Annotated in this window: 13 protein-coding genes; 4 read left to right on the top strand and 9 right to left on the bottom strand. The window is 67.2% G+C overall.

The window, feature by feature from the left end:
• Together FS885_RS09490 and FS885_RS09485 are read left to right on the top strand one after the other, a co-directional pair.
• Positions 1-1,130, top strand: a 1,130-nt coding sequence (locus FS885_RS09490; RefSeq protein ID WP_186365850.1) for a VaFE repeat-containing surface-anchored protein, incomplete at its 5' end; no start/stop codon positions are given.
• Between the two features lie 72 nt (positions 1,131-1,202).
• Entirely contained in the window at positions 1,203-1,934 is a 732-nt protein-coding gene (locus FS885_RS09485) for a class B sortase (protein ID WP_144744811.1), read from the top strand.
• 205 nt (positions 1,935-2,139) lie between these two features.
• On the opposite strand, the gene FS885_RS09480 is transcribed toward FS885_RS09485, so the two are convergent.
• From FS885_RS09480 to FS885_RS09455, 6 genes are all read right to left on the bottom strand, one after another.
• Positions 2,140-2,694 (bottom strand): hypothetical protein, encoded by a 555-nt coding sequence (locus FS885_RS09480; RefSeq protein WP_144744810.1) that lies wholly within the window; start codon positions 2,692-2,694, stop codon positions 2,140-2,142.
• Positions 2,691-3,962 carry a relaxase/mobilization nuclease domain-containing protein gene (locus FS885_RS09475; protein WP_006681523.1) on the bottom strand — a complete coding sequence of 424 codons (1,272 nt, stop codon included), beginning with the start codon at positions 3,960-3,962 and terminating at the stop codon, positions 2,691-2,693. Before FS885_RS09475 ends, FS885_RS09480 begins: the two co-directional genes overlap by 4 nt.
• Positions 3,950-4,396, bottom strand: coding sequence for a CopG family transcriptional regulator (locus FS885_RS09470; protein WP_144744809.1), 447 nt, complete (start codon positions 4,394-4,396; stop codon positions 3,950-3,952). The genes FS885_RS09475 and FS885_RS09470 overlap by 13 nt, the downstream gene beginning before the upstream one ends.
• 210 nt (positions 4,397-4,606) lie before the next feature.
• Positions 4,607-5,563, bottom strand: a complete 957-nt coding sequence (locus tag FS885_RS09465) for a ParB/RepB/Spo0J family partition protein (RefSeq protein ID WP_144744808.1) — start codon at positions 5,561-5,563, stop codon at positions 4,607-4,609.
• On the bottom strand, positions 5,550-6,314 hold the full coding sequence (locus tag FS885_RS09460) for a ParA family protein (protein ID WP_144744807.1): 765 nt from the start codon (positions 6,312-6,314) through the stop codon (positions 5,550-5,552). Before FS885_RS09460 ends, FS885_RS09465 begins: the two co-directional genes overlap by 14 nt.
• Before the next feature lie 204 nt (positions 6,315-6,518).
• The gene (locus FS885_RS09455) at positions 6,519-6,890 is read right to left on the bottom strand and encodes a YraN family protein (protein WP_006681527.1); all 372 of its coding nucleotides are present in this window, start codon (positions 6,888-6,890) and stop codon (positions 6,519-6,521) included.
• Between the two features lie 548 nt (positions 6,891-7,438).
• On the opposite strand from FS885_RS09455, the gene FS885_RS09450 reads away from it, so the two are divergent.
• Positions 7,439-7,690, top strand: coding sequence for a hypothetical protein (locus FS885_RS09450; protein ID WP_006681528.1), 252 nt, complete (start codon positions 7,439-7,441; stop codon positions 7,688-7,690).
• A gap of 83 nt (positions 7,691-7,773) precedes the next feature.
• Here the strand turns inward: FS885_RS09450 and FS885_RS09445 are convergent, their stop codons facing one another.
• From FS885_RS09445 to FS885_RS09435, 3 genes are read right to left on the bottom strand one after another with little or no spacing between them, the layout of a single operon-like run.
• A complete protein-coding gene (locus FS885_RS09445) occupies positions 7,774-8,199 on the bottom strand; it encodes a plasmid mobilization protein (RefSeq protein WP_006681529.1) in 426 nt (141 codons plus the stop codon).
• A gap of 5 nt (positions 8,200-8,204) precedes the next feature.
• Positions 8,205-9,275 (bottom strand): site-specific integrase, encoded by a 1,071-nt coding sequence (locus tag FS885_RS09440; RefSeq protein ID WP_006681530.1) that lies wholly within the window; start codon positions 9,273-9,275, stop codon positions 8,205-8,207.
• Position 9,276: 1 nt separating this feature from the next.
• Positions 9,277-9,480, bottom strand: coding sequence for a hypothetical protein (locus tag FS885_RS09435; RefSeq protein ID WP_006681531.1), 204 nt, complete (start codon positions 9,478-9,480; stop codon positions 9,277-9,279).
• A gap of 140 nt (positions 9,481-9,620) precedes the next feature.
• Between FS885_RS09435 and FS885_RS09430 the strand changes: the two genes are divergently transcribed.
• On the top strand, positions 9,621-10,034 hold the full coding sequence (locus tag FS885_RS09430; protein ID WP_006681532.1) for a helix-turn-helix domain-containing protein: 414 nt from the start codon (positions 9,621-9,623) through the stop codon (positions 10,032-10,034).
• Positions 10,035-10,779 lie beyond the last annotated feature (745 nt).

The raw sequence follows: 10,779 nt of genomic DNA, 5'->3' as shown, positions 1-10,779 counted from the left end.
AGGACGGCTCCTCGGCGCCGGTGGACGACTCGCTGGCGGCCCTGCCGTACGGCGCCTACACCATGACCGAGCTGCGCTGCGATGCCAACGAGGGCCTCGAGCTCATCACCAGGAGCTTCTGGATCGATCGCGACTCGACGGTGGCCAAGGCCGTGTGGATGGGCCTCGACGACCAGGAGGGCCCGCGCATTTCCACCACGGCAAAGGACGGGGCGGACGGCGACAAGGACGTCTCGGCCGACGCCGTGGCCAAGGTCGTCGACGCGGTCGCCTACGAGGGCCTGAAGGCCGACGAGGAATACGAGCTCTCGGCAACCCTCGTCGACAAGGCGACCGGCAAGCCCGTGGCCGACGCCTCGGGCATGCCCGTGGGGGCCAAGGCAGAGTTCGTCCCCGCGCTCTCGACGGGCAGCCAGGACGTCGAGATCTCCTTCGACGCGAGCCTGCTCGGCGGCCGCGACCTGGTCGTGTTCGAGAGCCTTCGCAAGGACGGCGCCGAGGTGGCGTCGCACGCGGACCTCTCCGACGAGGGCCAGACCGTCCACGTCGCCGTCGAGGTGGGCACGCAGGTGGCTGACGCCGCCGACGGCGACCAGGTCATCGAGGCCGGCAAGGCCAAGGTCGTCGACACGGTGGCCTACAAGGGCCTCGTCCCCGGCGAGACCTACATCGCCGTGGGCACGCTCATGGACAAGGGCACCGGAGAGCCGTTCCTCGACAAGGACGGCAACGAGGTGACCGCGCGCACGCCCTTCGAGCCCGAGGCGCCCTCCGGCACCGTCGAGGTGACCTTCGAGTTCGACACCGAGGGCCTGGCCGAGGGAGACGAGCTCGTCGTCTTCGAGAAGGTCCTGGACTCCGCCGGCAACGTCGTCGCGGTCCACGAGGACATCGACTCCGCCGAGCAGAGCGTCGTCGTGGACAACCCCGACACGCCCGAGGTGCCCGAGGAGCCCTACGCCAAGACCGGGGCCGACGCCCCCGACGGCACCGGCTACGCCGTGGCCGCAGGCATCGCTATGGCAGCTGCGGCGGGCGCGGGCGGGGCGCTCGCGTACCGCAAGCGCAAGACGGCCGGCGCAAGCAAGGATGAGGCGGCCGAAGAGCCTGTCGAAGAGCCGGAAGAGTAGCGGCGCCGCATCGATACCGAACCGGAGGCCCTGGGCGCCCGCCCGGGGCCTCCCCTGCGAACGGGGGAGGACATGAACAAAGGGAAAGCCGCCACGGCGCTCGCCGTCGCAGTGGCGTTGCTGGCGCTGGCGGCGCTCGCCGCCCTGCCGCAGCCCGAGAGGAACCCGTACGTGGTGCACGAGGTGCCCGCTGCGGAAGAGGACGCGGCGATGGGGGCGCAAGAGGCGCGAGGCGGAATCGACTGGGACGCCCTTCCCGCCTCCGTCGTCGCATGGGTGCGCGTGCCGGGCACGACCGTCGACTACCCGATCGTCCAGGGTTGGCCCGAATCGCCCGACTTCTACCTTACGCACGACGCCGGCGGCGAGCGCTCCGCATGGGGCGCTCCCTACATCGACGCAGGCTGCGCGCAGGGAGCCGAGAGCCCGCTCGTCATCGTCTACGGGCACCACATGTCCGACGGCACCATGTTCGCGCCGCTCGCGCAGTACTCGTCGCGCGGTTTCGCCGAGGGGCACCGCACCATCCGGGTCTACACCCGCGAGAAGGAGATCGAGCTCGAGGTCTTCGCGGCCGACGTGGTCGACGCGAGCTCGGAGGGCAAGCGGACCGACTTCGCCGGCGCTGCGGAGCTCGACGCCTACCTCGGGGACAAATTGTCCCGCTGCGAGGTCGTCCTGGAAGAGCCTTCGGACGCCGCGCATGCCTGGGCCTTCGTGACGTGCAGCTACCAGACGAGCAACTCCCGCACCGTGGTCTACGCGAAGGAGGTGGAAGCATGGGATTCGCGCCCTTCGGAATAGGGATCCTCATGGGGCTCCTCACGCTCACGGCCTACGCCTGCTGCGCAGCCGGCGACGACGACCGGGACTAGCCGTGGGAAATCGAAATCGCACAACGGAAAGAGGCGGGCAATTGCCCGCCTCTTCTCACATCACCCACTTGAACACGGCGCGGAACAGCCAGACGAAAAAGCCCAGCGTGACCTTAAGCGCCGCCATGAGGAACCTACCAAGCCTCTTCATCGACGTCACCCCAATCTTCCTTGACCTTGCGGGCGCCCTTTTCGGCGCCCTCTTCCTTCTCTTGCGCGAGCAGCCTCGCCAGCTCGTCGGGCACGCCCGGGACCTCCGCCCTCCCCAGAGCGCGCTGCAGGTCCCTTATCTGCGACTTCAGCGGTTTTGAGGGAGGGCCCACGTACTCGCGGTAGCAGGCGCCGATCGCTGCCGCGTCGCACAGGTACCCCCGCACCCGGGCGAACGCCTCGTCCCCGTCGAGCAGGACGCGGCGGGCGCGCCCCAGCTCGGCCTCCGAGGCCAGCATGAAGCGCCAGCCGCGGGACCTGCGCGCCGCCGGGATGCCGTCCGCGGGCGCGTCGGCGCGCCAGTCGTCGCGCACCTGGTGCCAGTTCGCCGTGAGCCAGAGCCCCTTCTCGGGCTCCTCCCGCATCTCGAGCTCGAACTCCGTGAGCATGTTCGCGCCGGAGAACGGCGACCCCTCCGTGAACGAGAGCGTGTCGAACAGCGTCGTCCTGCCGCCCTCGTACTCTATCCTCACCATCATCTCCGGCCCCTCTCCCTGCGCTGGTCCTGCTGGGCCCGCTGCCGCTCGGCGGCGAGTATGCGCTGCTGCTCGTCCCCGCGGCGCCCGTCGCGCAAGCTCCCCTCGGCCGCACCGCGCCCGCCATCATTCCCGTATCGGGTCTTGAGGGGCATGAGCCCGTTCTCTGCCATGTAGGCGCGGGCGGCCTCGAGGCGGCGGTACCCCTCGCCGCCCGCCTGGCCGCGCCGCTCGAGCGTCGACATCCTGAGACCGAACTCCTCGATGGACTCGACGTCGAACTTCGCGCAGGTCTCGAGCGCCGAGGAGAGCCTGCTCAGCTCCGAGAGGTCGTTGAGCTCGAGGGCTCGCTCGGCGGCCTCGCGGATGCGCGCGGCGCTCGCGTCCGTGGGGCGGTAGGCCCCCTCGCGCTCGAAGCGGCGGCGCAGCATCTCCTTGCCGTAGACGAATCCCAGCCGCTCGCCGCTGACCTTCTTGGACGGCTCCTCGGCCAAGCTGAACACCCAGTCGTCCCGCCTCGCCTTGGCCGAGTTGTCGGCGACGTGCACGCCCAGGGCGTCGAGGATACCGAGGAACTCCGCCTCGTCGCGCGCCGTGGTCTTGGCGAGCGCGACTCGAGCGCGGATGTCGCCGACCCACGAGTAGCCGCCCGAGCGCATGATCTCCTTCTCGGCACGGCCCAGGTAGACGCTCCTGCGGCTCCTGGGCCCGCCCGCGCCGGCATGCCCGCGCGCCCTCGAGGGGGATTCGGGAGCTCGGTCGTTGGAGAGCCCCGACAGCCCGCGCTCGCGCGCCATGTCCTGAAGGTCGCGGTTGAGGTCCTCGGGGTGCTGGGTCTGCATGCGGTAGCCGGTGCGGAGATTCGCGTTGTTCACGACGATGTGCGCGTGCGGTATGCCGCGGGCGTTGTCGTCGTGGTACACGATGGCGATCTCGTGGTCGCCGAAGTGCTTGAGAGCCCACGAGCACGCGAGCTCGCGCAGCGCCGCCAGGTCGATATCGTCGCCGGGGTCCGGCGAGAGCACGAAGTGCTTGAACGTCCGCGCGGGCTTTCCCCTCCAGGGGGCGTCCGTGCCGAAGGCGGCGCGCGTGGCGTCCATCTCGGCGTCCCAGGCGCAGGCCTCCTTGGCCTCGTCTCCCAGCGCTCCGCCGTCGCGCTCGTCGTAGCTCAGGTTGAACAGGTCGCGCGCCAGGGCGCGGCCTCCCTTCTCGAGGTAGCGGCGGATTCCGCCCGTCGAGCCGTGGCCGCTTATCGGCTTCAGGATCGGCATGGCGAGCCCTCCACGAGCGAGTCGGCCCCGATGCGCCCGAGCTCGGCCGCCATCTCGCGGGCCGCGGCGTTCACGTCGGCGAGCTCTCGCTCGATCGTCGGGATGCTCTCCGCGACGAGGTCCCGGTCGACGTGCCCGTGGCGCGCATGGAAGTTGATGAGGTTCATCGCGTGCACGGCCTGGTTGTAGTGGTAGCCCCACTTCGTGAGCTCGCGCGACATCGCCCACAGGGCCTTCCGGTCGACGAGTATGCGATGCTCGTCTCCCGCGTTCGCCTCCGTCGCCAGCGGTATGCGCACGAGGTAGCGCAGGTACTCCGACTTGCTTAGGCCCGCGCGCTCGCACCGCTCGCAGAGCGCGTCGTAGTCGCCTCCCTCCATGCGGAACGTGACGCGGCGCTCCTTGCCTTTGGCGGCGCCGGCTTCCTCTTCCATGGCGGATTCCTTTCCTCGGGCCCGCCGCGCGGCGGGCGCGTCTCTCTAGGGGCGCGGGGGATCCCCCGCAGGCGGCAGCCCGGCTCGGGCGCCGCCTCTGGGACCGGGCCTCGCGTAAGCGGGCTCCCCAACGGCCCGCGGCATGACGGGTCCGAGGCCGCCCGGTCCCCAAGTGCTATGGACGCCCGACGCGATGTCGGACGCCATAGGCTACTTGCTGGATTTCGAACCTGAGGCCCTTCTTCGAACCTTCTGGGCTCCTCCGCCCGCCTCCGCGTAGGGCGCGGTCATGATCGCCATCTCGCGCAGCAGCGAGAGGTCGGCCGCGCTCGGGCTCTCGGGCGGGCTCTCAAGGAAGTCGGCGACGAGCCTCGCGGCCTTCGCGATGCGCCCGTCGGGGCCGGCCTGCGTCTTGCCCTCGCTCCTCACGTAGTCGGAGAGCTCCCGCTTGGTGCGCCGCCAGGGCTCCATGGCGGCGTGCATCTCCGCCTGGCGCTCCTTCGGCATGCCCGCGAGCGAGCGCACCGCCTCGGCGCTGAGGTTGCCGCGGTCGGCCTCGGCGGCCCACTCGGGCGAGAGGTCCTCGGCGATGCGGCGGGCCAGCCTCTCCTCGCGCGCGATGGTCTTGCCGGAGACCTTGCGGCCCGTCTGCCGCTCGATGATGGCGGCCTTCACGTCGTCGACGCGCATGCCGGAAAGCGACGGGTCCTCGGAGCGCAGGCGCACGGCGTCGCCCCTGAGCGCCTCCGTCGCTGCGGCGCGCTCGGTCACGGTGAGGGCGCGGGTGAAGTAGTTCGCGGCGTGGAGCAGCGTCACCGCCCGCTCGTCGTCGATGCCCTCTATCACGCGGCAGGGCATCTTCTCGTAGGCGGGGTCGTCCTTGGCGAGCAGCGCGTAGGCGGCCTTGCGCCGGTGCCCGGAGACCATCTGCCACGAGCCGTCGCCGACCTTTCGCACGAGCGGCAGGTCGGTGAGGCCGTCCTCGCGTATGGACTCGGCGAGCTCGGCTATGCCAGCCGGGTCCATGGAGTAGGCGGCGTTCGCCGGGTGGTCGGCGATGTCGGCCACCGCGATTTCGGACACCGGGTAGCGCCCGCGGGTGCGCGACGCGCCGTCGAGGAGCCCCGTGATAGTGAAGCCCGCGGCCACCTGGCTAGGCGAGCTCACGGGACACCTCGTCTGCGAGCGCCTCGTAGTCGCGCGCGGGGCGGCTCCCCGGCTCGAAGGCGGCCACCGGCTTCCACTGCCAGCTGCCCTCGCAGACCTTGCTGCTCGCGTGGATGACCGTCTCGAACTGCTCGCCAGGGAAGAAGCCGTCGAGCACGGCCGCGCCCGTGGCCTCGGCGTTGGTCATGCGGCCGGGCACGCAGGTGCGCAGTATCTTCCATCTGGGCGTGGGCATGCGCAGGGCGTCCGCGATGGAGTGCGTCGCCTCCACGGTGAGCGCCGTGCCGCGCATCACGGTGGAGTCGAGCTTGACGGGGATGACGACCATGCCGCCCTCCGCCGCGGCGAGGTAGGCGTTGAAGGCGAGCCTGCGCATCACGGGGCTGCAGTCGATGAGGCAAACGTCGTAGGAGCCCGAGGCGTCGTCGAGGGCGAACTTGAGTCGCTGCTCGCGCAGGAGCATCTCGTTCTGGTCGACGAGGTCGATGGTCGAGGCCACCACGTCGAGGCCCTCCCCGGCGGCGTAGGCGACCTCCTCCACGGGGGCGCCGCCGTAGAGCAGCTCGACCGAGGTGCGGCGCTCGGAGGCCGCCCGGTCGTAGAGGCCGAAGAAGTCCGTGGCAGACGCCTGCGGGTCGAGATCGACGAGCAGGGTCCGAAGGCCCCGGGCGGCGAAGATCGCCGCCAGGTTCACGGCGGTCGTCGTCTTGCCGACGCCGCCCTTGTAGTTGGAAATGGCTATCGTGCGCATGGGTCGCGTCCTCTCTAGTGTGGGGCGCGCCTCGCCGCATCAGGTCCGGCGCGCCCCGAGTCTCGGAGCGTCGGGACAAAACCGTACGGATTTGTCCGACAAGCGGAGTGTACCACGAAAACGTACGGATATGTACGCTTTCGTGGTACAGGGGCCGGATTCGGGAAAAGCCCGGCCCCGGGAGCCCGGGACCGGGCGCGCCGCCTAGGAGAGCGGCTCCATCTCGCCGAAGCAGTTGACGTGGTGGCGCAGGAGCGCTCGGTTCTCCTTGACGACCATCATCGCCACCTCGTCGAAGCGGACCGGGGTGTCGGCGTAGTCGTCGCCGTTGCCGGAGAGCCACGTCGCCGCCAGCGCCTCGCGCAGCCCGCGCGCCCTGTGGGCCTCGGGGAATCCGTCCGTCCCGATGCGGACCGTGGCGTCGACGAACACCAGGGTCCCGTCCTCGTCCACCGCCACGAGGTCGATCCCGCCGATGCCCTCGGGCCCCTGCCAGGCCTCGTCGACGATCTCGTAGCCCTTGCGCTCGAGGAAGGCCTTGACCGCGCCCATCGCCTTTTCCTTCATGTCGTTCATGTCTTGCTCCTTAGACTCTTAAGGCCCGCCCCTGTGGCGTGCCTTGCGTCGCGTGAGTCGCATGCAGCGCGGGCGCGCCTGCAAGGGAGGAAGCGAAGTCGGGCGTGGATATAGAAATCTCCCGACGGCAGTTTTTCGCGTTGTTCGCGCGCGGAGCGCATGGGGCGAAGAACCCGAAAAAGTGTCGCGACCCTTGCTGGCCGCCCGCCGGCGTGCGACCCTGCGCGTCCAAGGAGCGCCAGGGCGGGTATTCGGATCAAAGGGGCGCAGGCGTGCGGCATGGAATCCGGCGTGGGCGCCGAGACCCTCCGGGCGTGGGATGCGGCCCGTCGGCGGTTGCTGGGCTCCTGCGGGGATTGACGACGACGTCGTGGCGGGGACGGCGGCGTAACCTCAGGTTGAAGTGCCGCAGCATGAATCGGGACGGACGGCTTTCCCGCGCCGCTTGCGGACGATATGCGCACGAGATCGCTGGCGGCGAGATGGCTCTCCACATGGAACGGCTACGGTGCTGCGCGACACGTCCGTTGAGAGAAGGAGTCGAGCTGATGTTGGGTTACGAAGAGAAGTTGGAGCGCATGGAGCTGATTGATGCCGTGTGCGATGCCGGGAGGCTGGCGAGGGGCCTGGACCAGTTGCTCGAGTCCCTGGCACACGCCGACCAGCTGGACCCGCTCGACGTCGAGGGAATCCTGGCCCTGAGGTCGATAAGCGAGAGGTGCGCCGAGCGCATCGGCGACGCCGCGCGCATCCTGGAGGCGCAGAACGAGATCCTCTACGCCGAGGAGCGAACCGCTTAACTTCCTTTCCCGGAAGATTAACTATTTGCTTTGCGATCATCGCACTAAAGAATCGCAGCCCTAGGTCTACGTTTAGACGAGTGTTAACCGCGTCCCATTCCGAAGATGCTTGCGGTGTTGGATTCTGCATCCATTACGGCTGTCGCTGGCTCTTCCAGGGGTGCGACCCGCTGCAACTGTTCAGGCGCTGAATCGTCAACCCCCTCGCCGAGTGCCAGGAAGAACCTCATCACGAGCTCGACTCTCTGCTGCAGGGAATCGCTCAGCTCGCCGTAGGAGACCGCCAGCCGTACTTCCTTGGCCAACTCCGCCATCGAGCCCCTCAGCGCCTTCTGAACGCTCACGGAGGGCCTCATCTCGACCTGGGTATCGGTGAGCTTGGCGATGATGTAGTCCTGCCTGCTCATACCGCTCCAAGCTGCCATCTCGCATATGAGCTTGTGCTCCTCGGGCGTGCAGCGGAACGCCATCGTCTTGCTGCGCTTGCGGGCGCTGTTCTCGCACGGCATCCTTCTTACCCCCTCGCTCCGTCGAGCGCGGCGGCCATCTCGTCCTGCTTCGTGGGGAACAGGTGCGCGTATCGGTAGGTGATGTCAACCGCCTCGTGGCCCATGCGCTCGGCGATGGCCAGCGCGGAGAAGCCCATCTCGATCAGCAGGCTCACGTGGCTGTGGCGTATGTCGTGTATTCGGATGCGCTTCACGCCCGACGCCTTGCACCCGCGCTCCATCTCGTGGGCCAGGAAGTGCTTGGTCACGGCGAACAGGCGCTCGTCGGGGGCGACGTCGTCGCGGAGCTCTATGAATTCCGCCATCTCGTCGCGCAGGAAGGCGGGCATGACGATTGTGCGCACCGACTTGGGCGTCTTGGGGTCGGTAACGGTGTCCACGCCGTGGAGGCTCTGGTACGACTTGTTGATGCGCAGCCGCGAGCTCTCCAGCATGAAGTCGGACGGAGTGAGCGCCAGGAGCTCGCCGCAGCGGATGCCCGTCCAGTAGAGCAGCTCGAAGGCGTGGAACGACAGCGGCTTGTCCATGACTGCCTCGCTGAACCTCAGGTACTCGTCCTTGGTCCAGAACTGCATCTCGCCGCCCTTCTTCGAGCCTATCTTGTCGACCCTGCGCACCGGGTTGTCGGTGAGGCCGTAGTAGCGCTCTGCGTGGTTGAAGATGGCGTTCAGTTGGTTGTTCACCGTGCGCAGGTACGTCGGCGCCCAGGGCTTCCCGTCGGCGTCCCGGTGCTCGGTGAGCTCGTTTTGCCACCTGATGACGTCGATCGGCCTCACGTCGCACATGCGCATGTCCCCGAAGAACGGCACCAGCTTGTCGTTGATGATGTACTCCTTGGTGATCCACGTGTGCTCGCGTATGCGCGGCTTCACCTCTGAGGCGTACACCTCGACGAACTCGGAGAACGTCATGTCCATGGCCCCGCCGTTAAGGCTCTTGAACTGGCCTTCCCACACGGCGGCCTCCACCTCGGAGGAGAAGCCGCGCTTCGTCTTGTGGCGCTTCGAGCCGCGGGCGTCGCGGTAGTAGCACTGCACGTAGAACGTGCCGTTGCTGTCGTCCTTGTACACCGGCATGTCAGTCCACCTCCGGGAAGTACAGGGCGTCGAAGACGTCGCTCCGGACGCGCCCGCGGATCACCACGCGCCCGCGCGCCTCCTGCTCGGCGTTTATCTTCCTGATCACCTCGTAGGCGCTGCCTTTCTTGATCCTCAGCAGCTCCGCGACCTCGTCGGCGTCCAGCATGTGCGGCCTCGGCGTCTTCGCCACCTTCTCGTCCATGGCTCCTCCTATCATTAGCGTACATATACGTACGGTTTACAGATTCAGAGTAAACGTACATATCTGTACTGTCAATAGAATTGCGTACATTTGCGTACGCTGATAAGATGTGCGAATACGTAATTCCAGGAGGAGGGCGCATGTCCGTAGGCGAGAACATAAGGCGGTACCGCAAGTTACGAGGCATGACTCAGGCGCAGCTCGCCGAGGCGGTCGGCTTGACCGAGGGGGCCGTGCGCCACTACGAGAGCGGCATCCGCGCGGTGAAGCCCGAGCTGCTGGAGTCCATCTCCGCGGCGCTCGTCGTTTCCGTCAACGCCCTCAAGGATTACGGCGTCGAGACCGCGGGCGACCTCATGTCGCTTCTCGTGCGGCTCGAGGACTCCTTCGGCATCGTGCCCGCAGCCGACGGCTCGGGCCTCTCCCTGAACCCCATGGCGCCGCACGCGCCCAAAGCCGCGATGGCAATCGAGCTGTGGGCAGAGAAGCGCGCGCAGCTCGAGAACGGCGAGATCGACGACAGCGAGTACGAGGACTGGAAAGCCTCGCTGTAGCGACTCCTAGCTTTTTGCAATCAACGCAACCAAATCAGAACGCCAGACTAGGCGGTGATCGCCGCCCGCTCCTGCGTCTGCTGAGTTTTTACTCCCCATTGCATGCCAAGGCATTTCCGGCGTACATAGGGAGTAAAAAACGCGGTGGCTTACATGGCGGTACGCGGCAGTACGCAGCGGCATTTCCCCTGATTACTCCCGTTTTCCTTGAGACGGCGAGATTCTTTACTCCCCATTAACCAACTGGGGAAACGCTATACGGAGACCTTCAAAAAGCCCATTGAGTTCGATTTGAGTTTCACAGACCCCAAAACGGCCCCGATTCGTTCTCGGGGACAAAAATCGCGCGTCTACTCACTTGGGATGAATCCTTACTCCCGTTCCTCCGAATGCCGCACCGTGCCTTGCCGTCTTGAAACACGGGGGAGTAAATTGCGAAATCGCAGGTGAAAGGGAGTAAAACGACAAAGAAAAAGCCTCCGTCCCAACGCGGGAACGGAGGCTCGGTTATCGCATTTACTCACCAACATCGCTGGTGGCTTTGCCATGACTCTCGTACGAAACGAAACTCAGCGGCACAGTGCGGCACTCAAAAATGCAGGTCAGAACCCTATCGGCCTACTCCCACTCGATGGTTATAGTTTTGCCGCCCCGTCATTCCAGTTACACCCAGTTTTCGGTGCCGCCTCGAGCCGAGTGCCGCCAGGTGACACCATGTCGCGTTTCGTCGGCTTTGGGGACAAAA

The sequence above is a fragment of the Enorma burkinafasonensis genome (assembly GCF_902150035.1).
Classification (GTDB): Bacteria; Actinomycetota; Coriobacteriia; order Coriobacteriales; family Coriobacteriaceae; genus Enorma; species Enorma burkinafasonensis.
The sequence above is the reverse complement of the archived record's forward strand: the minus strand, read 5'-3'. Positions and strand labels throughout refer to the sequence as shown.

Excerpts from the sequence above, each read along its gene's own strand:
- FS885_RS09485 (WP_144744811.1), top strand. The coding sequence starts at position 1,203 with ATGAACAAAGGGAAAGCCGCCACGGCGCTCGCCGTCGCAGTGGCGTTG.
- FS885_RS09480 (WP_144744810.1), bottom strand. The coding sequence starts at position 2,694 with ATGATGGTGAGGATAGAGTACGAGGGCGGCAGGACGACGCTGTTCGAC.
- FS885_RS09475 (WP_006681523.1), bottom strand. The coding sequence starts at position 3,962 with ATGCCGATCCTGAAGCCGATAAGCGGCCACGGCTCGACGGGCGGAATC.
- FS885_RS09470 (WP_144744809.1), bottom strand. The coding sequence starts at position 4,396 with ATGGAAGAGGAAGCCGGCGCCGCCAAAGGCAAGGAGCGCCGCGTCACG.
- FS885_RS09460 (WP_144744807.1), bottom strand. The coding sequence starts at position 6,314 with ATGCGCACGATAGCCATTTCCAACTACAAGGGCGGCGTCGGCAAGACG.
- FS885_RS09455 (WP_006681527.1), bottom strand. The coding sequence starts at position 6,890 with ATGAACGACATGAAGGAAAAGGCGATGGGCGCGGTCAAGGCCTTCCTC.
- FS885_RS09450 (WP_006681528.1), top strand. The coding sequence starts at position 7,439 with ATGTTGGGTTACGAAGAGAAGTTGGAGCGCATGGAGCTGATTGATGCC.
- FS885_RS09445 (WP_006681529.1), bottom strand. The coding sequence starts at position 8,199 with ATGCCGTGCGAGAACAGCGCCCGCAAGCGCAGCAAGACGATGGCGTTC.
- FS885_RS09440 (WP_006681530.1), bottom strand. The coding sequence starts at position 9,275 with ATGCCGGTGTACAAGGACGACAGCAACGGCACGTTCTACGTGCAGTGC.
- FS885_RS09435 (WP_006681531.1), bottom strand. The coding sequence starts at position 9,480 with ATGGACGAGAAGGTGGCGAAGACGCCGAGGCCGCACATGCTGGACGCC.
- FS885_RS09430 (WP_006681532.1), top strand. The coding sequence starts at position 9,621 with ATGTCCGTAGGCGAGAACATAAGGCGGTACCGCAAGTTACGAGGCATG.